The organism is Streptomyces lateritius, assembly GCF_014649715.1.
In the GTDB taxonomy this organism is placed as follows: domain Bacteria; phylum Actinomycetota; class Actinomycetes; order Streptomycetales; family Streptomycetaceae; genus Streptomyces; species Streptomyces lateritius.
The window spans coordinates 1-18796 of the sequence record NZ_BMTO01000029.1; the positions used below are offsets into that span (position 1 = coordinate 1).

The window sequence follows — 18796 nt, forward strand, 5'->3', positions numbered from 1 at the left end:
TCAAGCACAGCCCGCTGGGCACCGGTCACCGACAACGGCGGAATCTTCGGACCCGGACGACTCATACCGAACCAACGACGAATCTCCGACTCAGGTCACTAGGCGTTCGGGAGGAAGCGGAGGGCCCATTCGGCGCGGTTGGCCACTGCCAGATCGTCGTCCTCGGTCAGGGGCTGGAGGACCGTGCGGGAGGTGTGGGGGTCGGACTGGACGATCTCGACGATCTCGGTTGCCAGCGCGTCCTGGTCGTCCCCGAGGTCGACCGAGGAGGCCCGCAGCAGCGCGGGGAGGGCGTCCGGGCCGCCGATGGCGGCGAGGACACCGCCCAGGAGCTCACGGGCGTAGGCGTTCCGTTCGGCGAGGGCGCGGTCCAGCTCGGCCTGCAGACGCGGCAGGAGACCCGCGTCGCCGGAGGCGGCGATCTCGTCGGCGAGGTCGATCGTCTCGTCGACGTCCGCGTCCAGATCGTCGAGCATCTCGGTCAGCCGGGTCAGTAGATCGGTCATGGTGCTGCCTCCTGGAATGCGCCGTCCCTCAGAACGGGGACCGTCTCCGAGGTGTCGACCTCGGCGGCCACCGCCACGTCCTGCGGATGGCCGTACTCGTACAGTTCACGCCCCGAATCGCATCGGTGCAGGGCGGCGACGGGGTCGTCGGCCGCCTCCCACAGCGTCGCCGCCGCCGTCGCCTCCGGGCTCAGCTCGCGCGCACCGGCCGCTCCCGGGGCCGCACGCAGGGCCGAGAGCACCGCTCCGGCGCCCAGCAGGTCCTCCAGGGCGGGCCGCAGGGAGCCGTCCGGCCACCGTTCGCCCGATGCGATGACGACGAGGGGGCGGGACTCGGAGCCGTACCCCCGTTCCGCGAGCCAGGCGGCGACCGCCGTGCGGTTGCGGAGCGAGGCGGCGACCACCGGTGCGTCGCCCGCCTCCGCCGCGATCGTCGAGCCGTTCGGGGAGGGCAGGACGAGGCACGGGGCCGGCGGGGCCGCCCGCAGGGCGGCCGGGGAGAGCGACCACGGATGCTCCGGCGTCGCCTCGCTCCGGCCGACGGCGAGGACCGCGTCGCGCCGGTCCGCGTACGCCCGCGCCGTCGCGTCCCGCCAGCGGTACGGGTACACCGCGGTACCGGCCTCCACGGCGACGCCGACCGACGTCGTGAACGAGAGGACGTCCACGACGACGACACATGCCGCTCGCGGCGCGAGGACGCGGGCCTCCGTCGGGCCCCACCCGAAGGTGACGGCCATCAGAGCTCGGTCACCTTGCCCGCGGCGACCTCGATCCGACGGGTCGTGCGGACGGCGTCCAGCATGCGCCGGTCGTGGGTGACCAGGAGCAGGGTGCCCGTGTAGGTGTCCAGCGCGGCCTCCAGCTGTTCGATGGCCGGCAGGTCCAGGTGGTTGGTCGGCTCGTCGAGGACCAGCAGGTTGACGCCCCGGCCCTGGAGAAGGGCGAGGGCGGCGCGGGTGCGCTCGCCCGGGGAGAGCGTGGTGGCGGGGCGCAGCACGTGCTCGGCCTTGAGACCGAACTTCGCGAGGAGGGTCCGCACCTCGGCGGGCTCGGTCTCCGGGACGGCCGCGCAGAACGCGTCGAGCAGGGACTCCGAGCCGTGGAACAGTTTGCGGGCCTGGTCGACCTCGCCGACGACGACGCCGGAGCCGAGGACGGCGTCCCCGGAGTCCAGCGGCAGGCGGCCGAGGAGCGCGGCCAGCAGGGTCGACTTGCCGGCCCCGTTGGCTCCCGTGATGGCGACCCGGTCGGCCCAGTCGATCTGGAGGGTGGCCGGCCCGAATCGGAAGTCGCCGCGGCGGACCTCCGCCTCGCGCAGCGTCGCCACGACCGAGCCGGAGCGCGGGGCGGCGGCGATCTCCATCCGCAGCTCCCACTCCTTGCGGGGTTCGTCGACGACGTCGAGCCGCTCGATCATCCGCTGCGTCTGGCGGGCCTTCGCGGCCTGCTTCTCGCTGGCCTCGCTGCGGGCGTTGCGCCCGAGCTTGTCGCTGTCGGTGGCCTTGCGGCGGGCGTTCTTGACGCCCTTGTCCATCCAGGACCGCTGCATGTGGCCGCGCGCTTCGAGGGCGGCCTTCCTGCCCGCGTACTCCTCGAAGTCCTCGCGGGCGTGGCGGCGGGCGGTGTCCCGCTCGTCCAGGTACGCCTCGTAGCCGCCGCCGTAGAGGGTGATCTGCTGCTGGGCGAGGTCGAGCTCGAGGACCTTGGTTACCGTCCGGGTGAGGAATTCGCGGTCGTGGCTGATGACCACCGTGCCGGCGCGCAGGCCCCGGACGAAGGCTTCGAGCCGCTCCAGTCCGTCGAGGTCGAGGTCGTTGGTGGGCTCGTCGAGGAGGAAGACGTCGTAGCGGGAGAGGAGGAGTGAGGCGAGTCCGGCGCGGGCGGCCTGGCCTCCGGAGAGAGAGGTCATGGCCTGGTCGAGGCCGACGGTCAGGCCCAGCGAGTCGGTGACCTCCTCGGCGCGCTCGTCCAGGTCGGCGCCGCCGAGGTCGAGCCAGCGCTCCAGGCTGACGGCGTACGCGTCGTCGGCGCCCGGTGTCCCGTCGACCAGGCCCTGGGTGGCCTCGTCCATGGCGGCCTGGGCGGCCGCGACGCCGGTGCGGCGGGCCAGGAACTCGCGTACGGTCTCTCCCTCGCGCCGCTCGGGCTCCTGGGGGAGGTGACCGACGGTGGCGGTCGGCGGGGAGAGCTTCAGCTCTCCCTCCTCGGGGGTGTCGAGGCCGGCGAGCAGGCGCAGCAGGGTCGACTTGCCGGCGCCGTTGACACCGACGAGGCCGATGACGTCGCCGGGGGCGACGACGAGGTCGAGGCCGGCGAAGAGGGAGCGTTCGCCGTGGCCGGCGGCGAGGTCCTTGGCGACGAGAGTGGCAGTCATCAGGGAATGAATCCTAGGTCAGAGGGGCGACCGGATGCGTTCCCCGGCGGTGCCCGGCCCGTAGGGGGCGGCCAGCGGGTCGAGGGGCGGCTCCGGTCGACGACGCGCTCGGCCCGCACGACCGGGGTAGGAGCGTCGGTGGCGACGGGATGTTCCACGGGTCGGGGGACGGGTTACGGTCCGGGCATGAGCGCTGAGGTGATCGTGGTGGGTGGCGGGATCATCGGTCTGACGACGGCGGTGACCCTGGCGGAGCGCGGCCGGCGGGTACGGGTGTGGTCGCGGGACGCGGTGACCGGGACGACCTCGGCGGTAGCGGGCGCCCTGTGGTGGCCGTACCGGATCGAACCGGAGGCGGAGGTCGGCGGCTGGTCGCTGGAGTCGCTGCGGGTGTACGAGCGGCTCGCGGCCGATCCGGTGGCGACGGGCGTCCGGATGGTGCCCGGGGTCCACGCGGACACGGTGCTCGACGGGCTCGGCTCCTGGGCCGGGGAGGTCGCCGGGCTCCGGCAGTTGGCGGCGGCGGAGGTTCCGGGGCCGTACGTGGTGGGGCTCGCGGCCCGGCTTCCGCTGATCGACATGCCGGTCCATCTGCGGTGGCTGCGGGCGCGGTTGGAGGCCGCGGGGGGCGTGGTGGTGCGACGGACCGTGACCGGGTTCGCCGAGGCCGCGGCGGAGGCCCGGGTGGTGGTCGACTGCACGGGGCTCGGAGCGCGGGAGCTCGCGTCGGACGAGCGACTGAGGCCGGTGCGCGGGCAGTTGGTGCTGGTGGAGAACCCGGGGATCAACGAGTGGTTCACGGCGGCCGACGCGGCGTCGAGCGAGACGACGTACTTCTTCCCGCAACCCGGCCGGCTGGTCCTGGGCGGGACCGCGCAGGAGGGCGACGAGCGGCTCGACGCGGATCCGGCGACGGCCGAGGAGATCGTGGCGCGGTGCGCCCGGATCCGGCCCGAGATCGGGGACGCGCGGGTTCTGGGTCATCGGGTGGGTCTGCGGCCCGCACGGACGGGCGGTGTCCGGGTCGAGGCGGAGCCGCTGCCCGGCGGCGGGCTGCTCGTGCACCACTACGGTCACGGTGGCGCGGGGGTGACGGTCGCCTGGGGCTGCGCCCGGAAGGCGGCGGACCTGGCCTGCGCCGCGGACTGACACCGGCGGGCGGGAACGGCCGGCGGGCGAGGCGGACCGGAACGGCCGGCGGAGGCGGGACGGCGGAACGGGCCGGCGGCGGAGGCGGACCGGCCGGCGGGACGGGCCGGCGGCGGAGGCGGACCGGCCGGCGGGACGGGCCGCCAGGGCACAGCGCCCCGGAACGGCCGTTCGGCCCGATCCGGGGATCGGGCCGAACGGTGTGGGGTCAGTTCCAGGGCTTGTGGTTGTTGTCCGCGTCGATGCAGTTGCGGATCCGGCGGTCGAGGGCGTCGGCCTGCGCGCGGGCCTTGCGGGCCTCCGTCGTGGCGCCGAGGCGCTGGAGCTTGGCCGCCTTCGCCCGGAGTTCGTGCGACTGCTGGCGCATCTTGTCGATCTCACAGACGATCTTGGTGCCACCGGCGGCCGCCGCGGGCGTCGCCGTCACGGTCTGGCCGAACAGCAGACCCCCGGCCAGCAGAGTGGTCGCGGTGAGAGCGGTCAGGGTGCGCCGCAGGGGCGTCGCGTTCTTCATGTGTTTCTCCAACTTCCCGGCCGTGGGGACCGGTTCACAGGCATGGTCAGTACCGGTCGGTAACCTTAGCGCAGCCATGATCAACGCCCGTCACCCGGCGTGGCGCCGGGGCCCGTCGTCGTTCCGGTGCCTCCTCCCGTCCCCGGGGTGGCGGCCGTAGAGCCCGAAGTCCCCGTCGTACCGGGGCCGATCCGGAGTTCGAAGTCGCCGGCGTACTTCTCGTGGCCCGCGATCACGGCGGACTCGACGACCTCCAGCCCCACCTCCCCGCGGACGATCAACGGGTCCTTGCGCAGGTCCCGCATGAGCGCCACGCACATCCCGATCATCACGAGCAGGAACGGCGCCGCCACGAGGATCGTGAGGTTCTGCAGACCGGCGAGCGCGTCGCCCTGGCCGTCCCCGATGAGCAGCATGATGGCCGCCACGGCGCCGGTCACCACGCCCCAGAACACGACCACGGGGCGGGTCGGTTCGAACGCGCCGCGCTGCGAGAGCGTGCCCATGACGATCGAGGCGGCGTCCGCGCCCGACACGAAGAAGATGCCGACGAGGACCATGACGAGCAGGCTCATGGCGTCGGCGATCGGGAACTCCTGGAGCACGCCGAAGAGTTGCCCCTCCGGGGTGGTCTCCCCCGCCAGCTCGCCCCGCTCGGCCAGCTTCATCGCCGTGCCGCCGAAGACCGCGAACCAGACGAGGCTGACCGCGCTCGGCACGAGGATCACCCCGCCGATGAACTGGCGGATCGTCCGGCCCCGGCTGATGCGGGCGATGAACATGCCGACGAACGGCGTCCAGGAGATCCACCAGGCCCAGTAGAAGACCGTCCAGCTGCCCAGCCAGGCGTGGATGTCCTCACCGCTGGTCGCCTCGGTCCGGCCGATCAGCTGCGGCAGGTCGCCGAGGTAGGCGGCGACGGAGGTGGGGAGCAGATCCAGGACGATGATGGTGGGGCCCGCCACGAAGACGAAGAGCGCGAGCACCAGGGCGAGCACCATGTTCGTGTTGGACAGCCACTGGATGCCCTTCTCGACACCGGATACGGCGGAGACGACGAAGGCCACGGTCAGGACGGCGATGACGCCGACCAGGAGGCCGGTGCCGGTCTTCTCCAGCCAGCCCAACTCCTCGACACCACTGCCGATCTGGAGCGCCCCGAGCCCCAGCGAGGCGGCCGAGCCGAAGAGAGTGGCGAAAATGGCCAGGATGTCGATGACCCGGCCGGGACCGCCGTACGCCCGCCGCTCCCCCAGCAGCGGGACGAAGACGGCGCTGATGGTCTGGCGGCGACGGCGCCGGAAGGTGGAGTACGCGATGGCGAGCCCGACCACGGCGTAGATCGCCCACGGGTGCAGCGTCCAGTGGAAGAGGGTGGTGGCCATCGCGAGCTGCATCCGCTCGGCCGAGTCGGCGGGGTGGGTGCCGGGGGGCGCGGTGCCGTAGTGGGCGAGCGGTTCGCTCACCCCGTAGAACATCAGCCCGATGCCCATGCCCGCGCTGAACATCATCGCGACCCACGACACGGTGCGGAACTCCGGGCCCTCGGTCTCCTGGCCGAGGGTGATCCGGCCGTACCGGCTGACCGCCAGCCACAGGGCGAAGACGACGAACCCGGAGGCGGCCAGCATGAACGCCCAGCCGCCGTCGCGGATCAGACCGTCGAGGAGGCTGCTGGAGACGCTCTGCAGACCCTCCGTGGCCGTGGCTCCCCAGACGACGAAGGCCACGGTGAGGACGGCGGTGACACCGAAGACGATCCGGTCGGTACGGGCGCGGTGGTGGTGCTCGGGGAGGCCGGGAAGGTCCGCCGTCACCGGCAGCCCTTCCCGTCCTCCCCGGTCGGCGCCCTCGGGACGGTCGTCCGGTCTCTGGTTCTCCTGCGTCACAAGTGGCACCTTTCACGGCATCTCACGACAAATGCTCTCGCCGTAAGGCAGTACCACACGGGACGCCCGAGTCAGCGGATCAACAGACCGCCACCGGCTGCCCGCTGGTGAGACGGTAGGCGGCCCGGCCGTCGAGCAGCAGCGGGACGAGCGCGCGCAGCGACTGCCGCAGGGGCACGAACCCGCCGTCGCCGTCACGGCGGACGGTGACCCCGTGCAGCGCGAGTTCGTCCCCGAACTCGGCGTACTGCGCGGGATCGAGCCGGTAGCCGCAGGGCGGGTCCGCGATGATCTCGGCGGGCTCGGCCGGATCGTTGTCGGCACCGCCGAGCAGGACCGGACCCCGGTCGGCGTACCCGCTGTGCCGGGCGGCCGCCGTCGCGGCGAAGAGCGGGCCGCGCCGCTCCTCGACGTAGGAGAAGGCTCCCTTCAGCGCGGCGAGTTGGGTGTCGACCCGGCGCCGCTGGTTGCGCGCGTGGTCGCCCTTCTCCGCCTCGGTCAAGGCCTCCACCCGGGTCTCGACGAGCAGCCCGACGGCGTGCTTGACGCCGACCGTGTTGCGCAGGATCCGCTCCTGGCCGTCGCCCGCGACCTGCTTGAGGGGCTTCCCGGTGAGCGGGTCGGTCCAGATCCCGTAGACCCCGCTGGTGAAGCTGGCGGCTCCGGCGGCCGGACGCACGTACGACTCCGAGAGGGTGTGGGCCTCGTCGTGCACATGGGCGTCGGTGTTCAGGTTGCGGGGCCAGAGCGCGAGCAGGTCCTTGTCGTAGTAGGGCGAGGTGCCGCCGTACTCGTGCAGGTCGTAGACGACCTCCGGGCGCCGGTCACGGATGAGCGCGGCCAGTGCGCGGCCCTCGGCGGTCTTGAGGGCGATGTGGTCGCGGTTGATGTCCACCCCGTCGGCGTTGCCCCGGGTGTCGGCCTCCCGTCCGTCGGGGTTGGCGGTGGGAACGACGAGGACGGTGGTACGGGAGAGGAAGCGCCGGGTTCCCGGGTCCTGGGCGTACGCCAGGTCGCGGACGGTGGTCAGACAGGCCTCGCGGCCGGACGGCTCGTCACCGTGCTGGCTGCACACGAGCAGCACGGTCGTGCGGGCGCCGGCCGCGCGGGCGTCGGTGCCGGCGCCGGCTCGGCCGGCCGCGCCCACGGTGGCGAGCCGGATCGGGCGGCCCTGCCGCGTCGTGCCGATGGTGCGCACCGAGACGCGGTCGCTGCCGCGGTCCACGGCGGCCAGGAACGCCGACTCCTCCCCCTCGGTGGTCCATCGGTCGCCGCGGCTCGTCTCGAAGCCGGTCCTCGGGGGCGGCGCCGAGGCACCGGTGTCGGCGGCCTCGGCGGGGACGGCGAGGAACGGCAGGCCGAGGGCGGCGACGGTCGCGGCGAGGACCGCCGCGCGACGCGTACGGGTGGGGGTACGGGCGCCGGAATCGGTACGGGCACGGGTGCTCATCGGGCATCCTCCGGGATCGGGTGGCCGGAGCGGGGATGCCCGACACCGGTGAGGGCTCCCCCGGTCGGCGCCAGGCGCGCGTCGACCGTACCGGCCGTCGCCCGCCCGAAGGCCTCCGCACCGCCGACCAGGGGCAGTTCGGCCGCCGTGCGGGCGAGGTCGAGAGTGAGGGTCGGCCTGGTCGACGGGGGGTCGAGGAGGTCCTTGTCCGTGCCGCCGACGATCAGGGCGAGCCGGTGGCCGGCCGGGACGACATGGTCGGTGGCGGCCAGCTTCAGCGTCATCGTGTACGCCGTGCCGGGGGTGAGCGGACGCCCCCTGCCCGGATCCGCCCACGTTCCGAGATCCGCCCAGCCGCGGCTGACGATCGTGAAGTCGACGTCCGCCGTACGGGCCTTGGTCTCCTTGAAGCAGGCGCTGTCGCCGACGGTGCTCGCGCCCCAGCAGCTGCGCTCGGCGAGGGTCGTGATGCCCTCGCCCGCGGCCGTGTAGTCGCGGATGGTGTCGGGGCCGAGGTCGACGAGGACGGCCGTCAGATGCGCGCTCGTGGTCGTCGGGGTGGCGGTGACGGTCACCTTCGATGAGCCGGAGAGCCGCAGGTCACGGGTGAGCGGCCGGGTGACGAAGCCGGCCTTGGCGGGTGTCCGCGTGTCGATCCGGGCCGCCCAGTCGCTCTCGCCCAGGCTCGGGTCGTCGGTGAAGGTCTCGGTGGTGCCGGGCGCGGCGGGGGTACGTCCGAGGGTGCCGGCGCCCGCCACGCCGCCCGGGCCGGGGCGCAGGGTCGTGCGCCCGGTGGCGCGCGGCGGCCAGACCCGGTCGGTGGTCCAGCGGTCCGGGGCGCGCTCGATGTCGGCCATCGGCTCGCGGTCGATGCCGTTGTCGTAGCCGAGCAGGTAGTGGTCGAACCAGCGGTGCAGGGTGCGGACCCAGTCGGCGCGCCGGAAGTCGAAGGGGTCGACGTGACCGGTCTGGGAGAGCCAGATCTTCCGCTCGACGCCGTGGGCGGCCAGGGCGTCCCACCACTGGCCGAAGTGGTTGGCGCGGACGTTCAGGTCCTGCTGCCCGTGCACGACGAAGACGCTCGCCTTCACCTTTCCGGCGTCCGGCACGTGGTTCCGCTCGCTCCACGCCCGGGTCCAGTCGCCGCTGTAGGGCGTGGCGGCGGTGATGCGGTCCTGGACGGCTCCGCAACGGATCTTCGCCTCAGGGCTGTTGACGTAGTCGGAGAGCCAGCTGGGGTTGGCGTCGTAGAGCGGGGCGCCCTGGGAGTGGAAGTAGTCGTACCAGGAGGAGATCGCACCGATCGGCACGATCGTCTCCAGCCCCTCGACCCCGGTGGCGGCGACGCCGTTGGCGACGGTGCCGTCCCAGCTCTTGCCGATCATGCCGACCTTGCCGGTGGTCCAGCTCGTGGCCCGGGCACGGTCGGAGCCGGTACGGGAGGTGTAGCCGCGCGCCCTGCCGTTCAGCCAGTCGACGACGGCCTTGGCGGACCGGACGTCGGATCGGCCGCCGACGTCGTCGCAGCCGTCGGAGCGGCTGGTGCCCGCGAGGTCGACGGCGACGAAGGCGTAGCCGCGCGGGACGAAGTAGTTGTCGTAGAAGAGCGGGAACTGGACGGGGTTCCCGGCGGCGTCGTACGTCTTGCGCTGGCCCTCGTTGCCCCGCCCGCAACAGGCGTAGTAGGGGCTGGCGTCCATGATGACGGGGATCTTCCGGCCCTCCGCGGCGGTCTCGCGGGGACGGACGATGTCGACGGCGACGCGGTCGGTGCGACCGTCGCCGTCACCGTCGAGCCCGGTGTCCACCCAGACAGACTCGCGGATGGCGTCGGCGTAGGAGTGGACGGGCCGCGACTCCCCTGCGGGGGCCTTCGCCTGTGCCCCGGTCGGGGAGACGAGGGCGGTCAGCAGAGCCGCCGTGGCGGCGGCGACCAGGGTTCTGCACGACAGACGAGCTCTACGGGTTCTCCGCACAGGTATCGGCATGGGGCGGAACGTACCCCGGTCAACTCCCGCACAAAAGAGTGCAGTAGCGATCCGTGCGGTGCGGGTGTGTTCGTGTCGGCCGAATGGCGATCGTGTGACAGGAGTGCCCATGGACATGACGGTGCTTCAGGGGTCTGATTAGTGTCGGCAAGGACCGACGACCACCCGCGCGTCTTACGCCTCTTTGACGTTTGGAGCCCCTGTGCACCGCAGAATCATCGTTCCGAGCGCCCTCGCCGCCTCTCTGCTGCTGGCGATCCCGGCATCGGCGGCCGACTTCACCCCCGGCGCCCCGGGCATCGGTGACTCCTACTACCCGGCCAGCGGAAACGGCGGTTACGACGTTTCCCACTACGACCTGCGGCTGAAGTACCAGCCGGAGACGGACCTCCTGGAGGGCACGGCGACGATCGTCGCCACCACGAAGCAGAACCTCTCCCGCTTCAACCTGGACCTCGGCCTCGATGTGAGCGAGGTGCGGGTGAACGGCAAGAAGGCGAGGTTCGCCGCGACCGGCGAGCAGGAGCTGGAGATCACCCCGGTCGCGCCGCTGGAGAAGAACCGGACGGTCTCGGTCGTCGTGCGGTACGCCGGCAAGCCCTCCGAGGTGAAGATCGGCGGCTGGACGGCCTGGCACCGCACTCCCGACGGCGGCGTGGCGGCCCAGGAGCCGGACTCCGCCGCGTGGTGGTTCCCGTCCAACGACCACCCGCTCGACAAGGCCACCTTCGACGTCTCGGTCTCCGTACCTGACGGCACCCAGGCGATCAGCAACGGCGTGCTCCAGTCGCAGTCCTCACGGCTCGGCTGGACGCGGTACAACTGGCGCTCCAACAAACCCCAGGCGACGTATCTGACCACGCTGGCCGTCGGCAAGTTCGACATCACCACCGACAGGACGGCGGGCGGCCTGCCGGTCCTCAACGCCTACAGCAAGGACCTGGGCGACAACGCCGGCGCGGCCCGGGCGAGCATCGAGCGCACCACCGAGGTCGCGGAGTGGCTGGAGGAGGTCTTCGGGCCGTACCCCTTCAACGCCCTCGGCGGCTACGTCCCCAACGTGACCAGCGGCTACGCCCTGGAGACGCAGACCCGGCCGTTCTACAGCCCGCGGCAGTTCAACAACGGGGCGAACGTCTCGGTGGTCGTGCACGAGCTGGCCCACCAGTGGTACGGCGACAGCGTCTCGGTCGACAACTGGAAGGACATCTGGGTCAACGAGGGCTTCGCCCGCTACAGCCAGTGGCTGTGGTCGGAGAAGGAGGGCGAGGGAACGGCCCAGGAACTGGCGGACTACGTCTACGCGACTCGCGCGGCCGAGGACCCGTTCTGGACGGTCAAGCCCGGTGACCCGGGGCCGGAGAACCAGTTCCACATCGCCGTGTACGACCGGGGCGCGCTGGCCTTGCAGGCGCTGCGCAACGAGATCGGCGACGAGGACTTCTTCGCCGTGCTGAAGGGCTGGCCGACGGAGTTCGCGTACGGCAACGCCGAGGTCGGTGACTTCGTGCGGTACGCGGAGCGGATCTCGGGCAAGCCGCTGGCCGGGCTCTTCGACACCTGGCTCTACCAGCCGGTGAAGCCGGCGGCGCCGGCCGCGGCGGAGGCGGGCGTGGCGGCGCGCTCGGCGGGTGCCGCCACGGCGGCGAAGCCGGTGCGGCCGGCGCAGCCCAGGTCCTGGAAGAAGATCGCGGAGACGAACACGATCCACGAGCACGAGGAGCACACCGGCCACGTCGGGCACTGATCCGCGCCGTGCGCCCTGTCCCACCGCCTTCCGGGCGGCGGGGCGGGGCGTACGTCCGTTTCCGGCTGAGAGCGCTCTCCCCGGCGGTTCCCGGCCGGTTCTCGTGTGGGGGCCACGCGTTACCCTCGTCCCTGTCGGCACCGTGATCCACCGTGCCGCCGCAGGCCATCAGCACCGGCCGTCAGCACAGCCCGACCGCACCGCCCGTGAGGAGCAAGCCTTGAGCGAACCGACGTCCGGGACACGCCCCACCCTGGAAGCCGTCGCCGAGCGCGCCGGGGTCTCCCGGGCGACGGTGTCCCGTGTCGTCAACGGCGGGGCGGGCGTCCGCCAGGTGCTGGTGGACAAGGTGCGCAAGGCCGTCGAGGAGCTCGGCTACATCCCCAACCACGCCGCGCGGACGCTGGTGACCCGGCGCAACGGAGCCGTGGCGGTGATCATCGCCGAGCCGGAGTTCCGGATCTTCTCGGACCCGTTCTTCGAGCAGCAGGTCCGAGGGATCAGTCGCGAACTCACCGCGCATGACGCCCAGTTGGTACTGCTCTGGGTGGAGGGACCGGGCGACCACGAGCGGATCGCCCGCTACCTCGGGGGCGGCCATGTCGACGGGGCACTGGCCTTCTCGCTGCACAACGACGACGAGCTGCCGGAGATCGTTCGGCGCGTGCAAGTCCCCACGGTCTTCGGGGGACGCCCGGGGTGGGAAGAGGCGGACGGCGCGCTCACGGTCCCGTACGTCGACTGCGACAACCGGGGCGGCGCCCGCGCCGCGGTGCGCCATCTGCGCGGGCTCGGCCGCCGGAGCATCGCGCACATCGCGGGACCGGGCGACCAGACGTCGGCGCTCGACCGGCTCGAGGGGTACCGGGACGAACTGCCGGGCGGCGATCCCGGCCTGGTGGCCGAGGGCGCGTTCACGGAGGAGAGCGGGGCGCGGGCGATGGGCGAGCTGCTCCACCGGCGCCCCGACCTGGACGCCGTGTTCGCCGCCAACGACCTGATGGCCTCCGGCGCTCTGCGCGTGCTGCGCGAGCGGGGTCTGCGAGTGCCCGAGGACGTGGCCCTCGTCGGCTTCGACGACGTGCTGTCGGTGGCCGAGGCGACCGATCCGCCGCTCACGACGGTCCGTCAGGACATTGAGGGAATGGGCCGGTTGATGGTCCGGATCCTGATGCGCCTCCTCGACGGCGAGGGCGCGGAACCCGTGATCACGCCGACCGAGCTGGTGCGGCGCGCCTCCGCGTAAGGGATCTGAATCCGGCGGTGAACCGACCGCGTACATCGAGCTGTTACGGGTTCGGCTCTTGACGGGGACCGCACCGGGGAGGCACGCTCCTGACGCATTCCTGAGAGCGCTCTCAAGAAGCGGGCGGCAGCGCCCGGGGAGCGGTTCTCGACGGACCCCGAAGCCAAGGGAGGCTTCCCATGCCCACTGCCCGAGCCGCCAGAGGGGCCGCGCTCCGCCTCGGAGCGGTCGCCCTCGCCGGGGCACTCCTCGCCGCCTGCGGATCCGGTGGATCCGACGGCGCATCCGACAGCGCGGGCGGAAAGGTCACGATCACCGTCGACCTGTTCGGCTCGTTCGGCTACAAGGAGGCCGGGCTGTACGCCGCGTACGAGAAGCTCCACCCGAACATCACCATCAAGCAGACCGACACCGAGGACGAGCAGGACTACTGGAAGTCCCTTCAGACCCGGCTGGCCGGCGGGGGCGGACTCGCCGACGTCCAGGGCATCGAGGTCGGGCGGATCGCCTCGGTCACCCAGCAGCAGGCGGAGAAGTTCGAGGACCTGACCAAGTACGGGGCGAACGACCTGAAGGGCGGGTTTGCCGAGGCCAAATGGTCCGCCGCGACCACGAAGGACGGCAAGGTGCTGGGCCTCGGCACGGACGTCGGCCCCGAGGCCATGTGCTACCGGACCGACCTTTTCGAGCAGGCCGGACTGCCCACCGACCGCACGGAACTGGCCCGGAAGTGGTCCACCTGGGAGGGTTATCTGGAGCTCGGCAGGCAGTACAAGGCCAAGGCCCCGGCCAAGAGTGCCTGGCTGGACAGCGTCGGCAGCCTGTACACGGTCATGATCGGCCAGGAGAAGGAGCGCTACTACGACGCCTCCGGCAAGCTGATCTACGCCGAGAACCCGGCGGTCAAGACCGCCTGGGAGACTTCGGCGCAGGCGGCGAAGGACGGACTGAGCGCCAAGCTCGACCAGTGGTCGCCGCAGTGGAACCAGGCCTTCTCCGCCGGCTCCTTCGCGACGCTCCCCTGCCCCGCGTGGATGCTCGGTTACATCAAGGGCCAGGCCGGGGACGCCGGCAAGGGCAGGTGGGACATCGCCAAACTGCCCGGCGGAGCGGGGAACTGGGGCGGTTCGTACCTCTCCGTACCGCGTGCGGCGAAGCACAAGAAGGAGGCGTACGAGCTGATCAAGTGGCTCACCGCCCCCGAGCAGCAGGCCACCCTCTTCACGAAGCAGGGCAACTTCCCCTCCTCGACGGGCGCCATCGCACAGGTCGCGTCGGCGACGGACCCGTACTTCTCCGGCGCGCCGATCGGCCAGATCTTCGGTGACGCGGCGAAGCAGGCCCCCGTTCAGGTGCTGGGGGTCCACGACAAGAACGTCGCCGACCAGATCACCAACGCGCTGAGCGAGGTCGAGCGCAAGGGGACCTCCCCGGAGAAGGCGTGGTCGAACGCGCGGAAGGGCGTGGAGAACGTGATCGGCTGACGGCCGAGCGCCCGGGAAGGCCGTGCCGGTCCAGCCCCCGACCGGTGCCGGACCCGGCCGGCGATCCGGCCCCGGCACGGCCGCCCAGTCTCCTCCCCTCGTCCGATCCCGCCACCCCGCCACCCCGAAGGGCCGCACCGTGACCCTCACCGCCTCCGGGCCGACGACGGCACCCGTCCCGCCGCCGTCGGCCCGGTCCACCGCCGGGGCGCGCCGCCGCCGGTGGGCCGCCGTCGTCCCGTACGTCTATGTCGCCCCGTTCTTCACTCTGTTCGCGGCCTTCGGCCTCTTCCCGCTCCTCTACACCGCCTTCGTCTCGCTCTACCGCGTCGAGTTGCAGACGCCCGGCGACATGGAGTGGCGGGGGTTCGGGAACTACGCGGCCCTGCTCACCGACGAGTTCTTCTGGACCGCGTTGCGCAACACGTTCACCATCGGGGTGCTGTCCACCGTCCCGCAGCTCGCGATGGCCCTCGGTCTCGCCCATCTGCTCAACTACAAGCTGCGCGGCCGGACCTTCTTCCGTACCGCGATGCTGCTGCCGTACGCCACCTCCGTGGCCGCCGCCACGCTGGTCTTCGCCCAGCTCTTCGGGCGCGACTTCGGCCTGGTCAACTACGCGCTCTCGCTCATCGGCGCCGGCCCCGTGGACTGGCAGAACGGCACCCTCGCCTCGCAGATCGCCGTCTCCTCGATCGTCGTCTGGCGCTGGACCGGCTACAACGCGCTGATCTACCTCGCCGGGATGCAGTCGATCCCCTCCGAGCTGTACGAGGCGGCGGAGATGGACGGCGCCTCCCGGTGGCGGCAGTTCTTCCACGTCACACTGCCCGGCCTGCGTCCCACGATCGTCTTCACCGCCGTCGTCTCCACCATCGGCGCGACCCAGCTCTTCGGTGAGCCGCTGCTCTTCGAGGGCTCGGCCTCGGGCGGCATCTCGCACCAGTACCAGACCCTCGGGCTCTACCTGTACGAGCAGGGCTGGGGCTTCTTCCACCTCGGCCGGGCGGCCGCGATCGCCTGGCTGATGTTCCTGCTGATCCTGCTCCTTGTCGGCATCAACGCCCTGATCGCGCGCCGCCGTTCACGCCGAGAGGAGGGCCGGGCATGACCCCGCGCCGTACCCCGCGCACGGGCCGCGGCGGCACGATCACATACGCGATCCTCGTCCTCGCCGTGCTCGTCTCCGCCTTCCCCTTCTACTGGACGATCGTCGCCGCCAGCCGCTCCAACGCCGATCTGGCGCAGGTCCCGCCGACGCTGCTGCCGGGCCCGAACCTCATCCGCAACTTCGAGGCGGTGATGGAGGAGGCCGACATCGGCACGGCGCTCCTCAACTCCCTGGTCGTCTCCGGCTCCATCACCGTCGGCACCGTGCTGTGCTGCACGCTGGCCGGTTTCGCCTTCGCCAAGCTGCGCTTCCGGGGCCGGGGCGCGCTCCTCGCCCTGACGGTCGGCACGATGATGATCCCGCCCCAGCTCGGGGTGATCCCGCTCTTCATGCTGATCGCCGAGCTGGGCTGGGTGAACCAGCTGCAGTCGGTGATCCTGCCCGGCCTGGTCTCCGCGTTCGGGGTCTTCTTCATGCGGCAGTACCTGGTGCAGTCGCTGCCGGACGAGCTGATCGAGGCGGCCCGCGTCGACGGCGCCTCCTCGGCCCGGATCTTCTGGTCGATCGTGGTGCCGATCGCCCGGCCCGGGATGGCGGTGCTCGGGCTGCTCACTTTCATGGCGGCCTGGAACGACTTCTTCTGGCCGATCATCGCCCTCTCCTCGCAGGAACCCACCGTGCAGGTCGCGCTCCGCCAGCTCGGCGGCGGCTACGTCCACGACCAGTCCGTGATCATGGCGGGCACGCTGCTCGGCACCCTGCCCGTCCTGCTCGTCTTCGGTCTGCTCGGCCGGCAGATCGTCGGCGGCATCATGCAGGGCGCCGTCAAGGGCTGAGCCCGGCCGGCACGCCGCCGGCAGGGACGGCGCCTGCGCCGAAACCCGACCGATACCGATACCGATTCCGGGAGTTCTCCTCCATGAACGCTCTCTTCCCCGCCGGTTTCCGCTGGGGTTCGGCCACGGCCGCCTACCAGATCGAGGGTGCGGCGCACGAGGACGGCCGTACACCGTCCATCTGGGACACCTTCAGCCGTACGCCGGGCAAGGTGCGCAACGGGGACACGGGGGACATCGCCGCCGACCACTACCACCGGATGCGCGAGGACGTGGCCCTGATGAGGGAGATGCGTCTGACCGACTACCGGTTCTCCGTCTCCTGGTCCCGGATCCAGCCGACCGGGCGGGGTCCGGCCAATCAGAAGGGGTTGGACTTCTACCGCGCGCTCTCCGACGAGCTGCTCGAGGCCGGGATCCGGCCGGTCGCCACGCTCTACCACTGGGACCTGCCGCAGGAGCTGGAGACCGGTGACGCGAGCGGCTCCACCGCGGCCGGCGGCTGGCCTGAGCGATCGACCGCCGAACGGTTCGCCGAGTACGCGGGGCTGGCCGCCGAGGCGCTCGGCGACCGAATCGCCACCTGGACGACCCTCAACGAACCCTGGTGTGCGGCCTTCCTCGGATACGGATCCGGCGTGCACGCCCCGGGCCGGACCGACGATCGGGCCGCGCTGCGCGCCGCCCACCACCTCAATCTCGCCCACGGCCTCGCCGTCCGGGTGCTGCGCGAGACCGTGCCGTCCTCCACGGAGCTCTCGCTCACCCTGAACCTCCATGCGGTCCGAGCACTTTCGGATGCGCCGGAGGACGTGGACGCGGCCCGCCGGATCGACGCCGTCGGCAACCGGATCTTCCTCGACCCGGTCTTCCACGGCCGCCTGCCGGACGATCTGGTCGAGGACACGCGGCACGTCACGGACTGGTCCTTCGTCCGGGACGGCGACCTGGAGACGATCTCCGCGCCGATCGACTCGCTCGGCATCAACTACTACTCCCCCTCCGTCGTCGCCGCCGGCACGTCGGAGACCCCGTCCCCATGGCCGGGAGCCGCCGACCGGGTACGGTTCCTGCCCGCGCCGGGGCCCCGGACGGCGATGGACTGGCCGGTGGACGCGACCGGCCTGCACGAGCTGCTGGTCCGGCTCCGCGACGAGCTGCCGGGCGTGCCGCTGCTGATCACGGAGAACGGCGCCGCGTACGACGACTACGCCGATCCGGAGGGCCGGGTCCACGACCCCGAGCGGGTGGCGTACCTGGACGCCCATCTCGCGGCGACGCACCGGGCGATCGCCGACGGGGTGGACGTCCGGGGGTACTTCCTGTGGTCGTTGCTCGACAACTTCGAGTGGGCGTACGGCTACGGCAAGCGGTTCGGGATCGTCCACGTGGACTTCGCGAGTCAGCGCCGTACCCCGAAGGACAGCGCGCGCTGGTACGCGGAGGTCATCGCGCGCGGTGGACTGCTCCGCTGAGCCGGCCCCGCCGCCTCGCCTCGGCGCGGGCCAGGCGCGCCGGGGGCAGATAGCGCAGCCGCTCGGGGAGTGTGGGCACGACCGTCCTCACGACCCGGGCGAAGCGGCGCAGCGCTCGCTCCTGTCCGTCCGTCCACTCCAGGCCGATGGCCTCACGTGCGTCGGGCGGCATCAGGCCGACGGTGATGAAGCGTCGGAAGCGGGAGAGCGGGGGCTCGACCACCGGCCACACCGCCCTGAGCAGCAGCCGGAGCGGCAGCGGGCCACGGTCGGGCGGCGGCACAGGCCGGCCGGGATCGACCAGCTCCCGTACGACGACGGTGGCCTCCAGCTCTTCGGCGAGCATCTTGCGGTAGTACGGCCAGAACTCCTCGATCGTCTGCGGCATGTCCCGGTCGTGGATGCCGAGGACGCGGCCGACCTGGAGCCACTCGGCGTAGAGCCGCCGTTCCTGGGCGTCCGTCAGCGGGCGGTGGAGGTAGCGCAGGGCGTGCTGGTAGACGGGGAAGCCGGTGGCGTGCACCCACGCGTAGTTGGCGGGGGTGAGCGCGTGGTAGCGGCGGCCGTGGGCGTCGGTTCCCTGGATGGTCCGGTGGAGCAGCCGGAGCCGGCGCCCCTCCTCGGCGGCCGCCTCACCTCCGTACACCCAGAGCAGGGCGGAGCGCAGGGAACGCTCGCCGCGGCCCCAGGGGTCGGTGCGGAAGACGGAGTACGCGTCGACTCCGGCGCCGACGGCGGGGTGGGCGACCTGGAGGGTCAGCGCGGCGGGCAGCATGAGGAGCCCTCGCAGGTCTCCGGCGACGCTCCAGAGCACTCCGCCGACGGGCGGCGGCGCGGGGTCCCTGGGCCCGGGCCCGGGGGTTTCGGTGGTCTCGGTCGCTCCGGTCATACGGGCGTTCTCCTCATGTTCCCAGCCTGCCCCGACCGGACGTACAGCACAAAAGGGTCGGGGCCACGTCCCGGGCCTCAGCCCGGGACGTGGCCCCGACTCGCGGTGCGTGTCTGTCAGGCGCGGTCGGCGCCG

15 protein-coding genes are annotated in these 18796 nt (G+C 72.1%); 7 read left to right on the forward strand and 8 right to left on the reverse strand.

Translation table 11 applies throughout. The features are described from left to right. Positions 1 to 98 precede the first annotated feature (98 nt). From IE136_RS34435 to IE136_RS34445, 3 genes are read right to left on the reverse strand one after another with little or no spacing between them, the layout of a single operon-like run. A complete protein-coding gene (locus IE136_RS34435; RefSeq protein WP_158992246.1) occupies positions 99 to 506 on the reverse strand; it encodes a hypothetical protein in 408 nt (135 codons plus the stop codon). Then, positions 503 to 1246 (reverse strand): 2-phosphosulfolactate phosphatase, encoded by a 744-nt coding sequence (locus IE136_RS34440; protein WP_189602478.1) that lies wholly within the window; start codon positions 1244 to 1246, stop codon positions 503 to 505. Before IE136_RS34440 ends, IE136_RS34435 begins: the two co-directional genes overlap by 4 nt. Next, positions 1246 to 2883 (reverse strand): ABC-F family ATP-binding cassette domain-containing protein, encoded by a 1638-nt coding sequence (locus tag IE136_RS34445; RefSeq protein WP_189602479.1) that lies wholly within the window; start codon positions 2881 to 2883, stop codon positions 1246 to 1248. The genes IE136_RS34440 and IE136_RS34445 overlap by 1 nt, the downstream gene beginning before the upstream one ends. 186 nt (positions 2884 to 3069) lie before the next feature. Here IE136_RS34445 and IE136_RS34450 point away from each other — a divergent pair, with 186 nt between their 5' ends. Further along, the gene (locus IE136_RS34450; protein WP_189602480.1) at positions 3070 to 4032 is read left to right on the forward strand and encodes an FAD-dependent oxidoreductase; all 963 of its coding nucleotides are present in this window, start codon (positions 3070 to 3072) and stop codon (positions 4030 to 4032) included. A gap of 208 nt (positions 4033 to 4240) precedes the next feature. Here IE136_RS34450 and IE136_RS34455 read toward each other — a convergent pair whose 3' ends face one another. The 4 genes from IE136_RS34455 to IE136_RS34470 all read right to left on the reverse strand — a co-directional run bounded on the left by IE136_RS34455 (position 4241) and on the right by IE136_RS34470 (position 9873). Then, on the reverse strand, positions 4241 to 4546 hold the full coding sequence (locus IE136_RS34455; RefSeq protein ID WP_158992240.1) for a hypothetical protein: 306 nt from the start codon (positions 4544 to 4546) through the stop codon (positions 4241 to 4243). Positions 4547 to 4626: 80 nt separating this feature from the next. Then, positions 4627 to 6435 carry a BCCT family transporter gene (locus IE136_RS34460; RefSeq protein WP_373309214.1) on the reverse strand — a complete coding sequence of 603 codons (1809 nt, stop codon included), beginning with the start codon at positions 6433 to 6435 and terminating at the stop codon, positions 4627 to 4629. A gap of 79 nt (positions 6436 to 6514) precedes the next feature. Then, a complete protein-coding gene (locus IE136_RS34465) occupies positions 6515 to 7885 on the reverse strand; it encodes a M14 family metallopeptidase (RefSeq protein WP_189602481.1) in 1371 nt (456 codons plus the stop codon). Then, positions 7882 to 9873 carry a Xaa-Pro dipeptidyl-peptidase gene (locus IE136_RS34470; RefSeq protein WP_189602482.1) on the reverse strand — a complete coding sequence of 664 codons (1992 nt, stop codon included), beginning with the start codon at positions 9871 to 9873 and terminating at the stop codon, positions 7882 to 7884. Before IE136_RS34470 ends, IE136_RS34465 begins: the two co-directional genes overlap by 4 nt. Positions 9874 to 10075: 202 nt before the next feature. Between IE136_RS34470 and IE136_RS34475 the strand changes: the two genes are divergently transcribed. The 6 genes from IE136_RS34475 to IE136_RS34500 all read left to right on the forward strand — a co-directional run bounded on the left by IE136_RS34475 (position 10076) and on the right by IE136_RS34500 (position 17772). After that, positions 10076 to 11620, forward strand: coding sequence for a M1 family metallopeptidase (locus tag IE136_RS34475; RefSeq protein ID WP_189602483.1), 1545 nt, complete (start codon positions 10076 to 10078; stop codon positions 11618 to 11620). 220 nt (positions 11621 to 11840) lie between these two features. Beyond that, positions 11841 to 12866: a LacI family DNA-binding transcriptional regulator gene (locus IE136_RS34480; protein ID WP_189602484.1), complete on the forward strand. Its 1026-nt coding sequence runs from the start codon at positions 11841 to 11843 to the stop codon at positions 12864 to 12866. A gap of 179 nt (positions 12867 to 13045) precedes the next feature. After that, positions 13046 to 14350: an ABC transporter substrate-binding protein gene (locus IE136_RS34485; RefSeq protein ID WP_158992229.1), complete on the forward strand. Its 1305-nt coding sequence runs from the start codon at positions 13046 to 13048 to the stop codon at positions 14348 to 14350. Between the two features lie 139 nt (positions 14351 to 14489). Beyond that, the gene (locus IE136_RS34490; protein ID WP_189602485.1) at positions 14490 to 15461 is read left to right on the forward strand and encodes a carbohydrate ABC transporter permease; all 972 of its coding nucleotides are present in this window, start codon (positions 14490 to 14492) and stop codon (positions 15459 to 15461) included. Next, the gene (locus tag IE136_RS34495) at positions 15458 to 16297 is read left to right on the forward strand and encodes a carbohydrate ABC transporter permease (protein WP_189602486.1); all 840 of its coding nucleotides are present in this window, start codon (positions 15458 to 15460) and stop codon (positions 16295 to 16297) included. Before IE136_RS34490 ends, IE136_RS34495 begins: the two co-directional genes overlap by 4 nt. 83 nt (positions 16298 to 16380) lie before the next feature. After that, a complete protein-coding gene (locus IE136_RS34500; protein ID WP_189602487.1) occupies positions 16381 to 17772 on the forward strand; it encodes a GH1 family beta-glucosidase in 1392 nt (463 codons plus the stop codon). Here the strand turns inward: IE136_RS34500 and IE136_RS34505 are convergent. Then, positions 17744 to 18661, reverse strand: a complete 918-nt coding sequence (locus IE136_RS34505) for an oxygenase MpaB family protein (protein ID WP_189602488.1) — start codon at positions 18659 to 18661, stop codon at positions 17744 to 17746. The genes IE136_RS34500 and IE136_RS34505 overlap by 29 nt on opposite strands. Positions 18662 to 18796 lie beyond the last annotated feature (135 nt).